This is a genomic window from Parasutterella excrementihominis YIT 11859 (genome assembly GCF_000205025.1).
In the GTDB taxonomy this organism is placed as follows: Bacteria; Pseudomonadota; Gammaproteobacteria; order Burkholderiales; family Burkholderiaceae_F; genus Parasutterella; species Parasutterella excrementihominis.
This window is the reverse complement of record NZ_GL883763.1, coordinates 6786-7424: the sequence shown is the minus strand read 5'-3', so window position 1 is coordinate 7424 and position 639 is coordinate 6786. Positions and strand designations below refer to the sequence as shown.

Here is a 639-nt window from a genome sequence, read left to right as displayed (position 1 = left end):
TTCTCAACTATCTGAAAAACAAGAACTTACCCTTCGAGAGTCAATTGATGAAAGTCGGTTTGAAGCCGGGTTTTGCGAATTTCACGGATGGTTTACCGCCGGGATTAAATCTACCGATGGCACGGGGAGCCGTTGGTTTTCGGGATGTCCGAGATGTTTGGCAGAAACCAAAATCAAAAAACTATTCGGCCAAAGCATGATCCCCAAGCGCTTTGCGGACAAGAACTTCGAAGGTTATGAAGCGACTGAAAAAGGTCAATATCAGGCTCTTAAAAGCTGCTTGGATTTCGCTCAAGAGCTAAAAACTGACTGGTTCAGCGGTAAAACTCTTTTACTGATCGGTACTCCGGGAACCGGAAAAACACATCTTGCCTGCGCTGTAGGTCATGAAGCAATGCAGCTTGGGAGGACTGTTCTTTACACAACGGTAACCCGTCTGCTAGAGGACATTAAATCATCTTGGAACGACAAAGACCGTTCCGTGAAAAACATTATCGCCCGATATGTTTCGGTTGATCTGCTGATCATGGACGAGATCGGTGCATTTAGAGGGATTTCCGAGAGAGAAAAAGACTACCTCTTTGAAGTCATCAACGCTCGGTATGAGCAAATGAAACCGATGATTGCCGTTTCAAATCT

The 639-nt window shown here is 45.2% G+C and carries 1 protein-coding gene; it reads left to right on the top strand.

Annotated elements, in window-relative coordinates; all coding sequences use genetic code 11:
* Window positions 1–157: 157 nt before the first annotated feature.
* On the top strand, window positions 158–639 hold a 482-nt coding region (locus HMPREF9439_RS13390; RefSeq protein WP_217176407.1), incomplete at its 3' end, for an ATP-binding protein.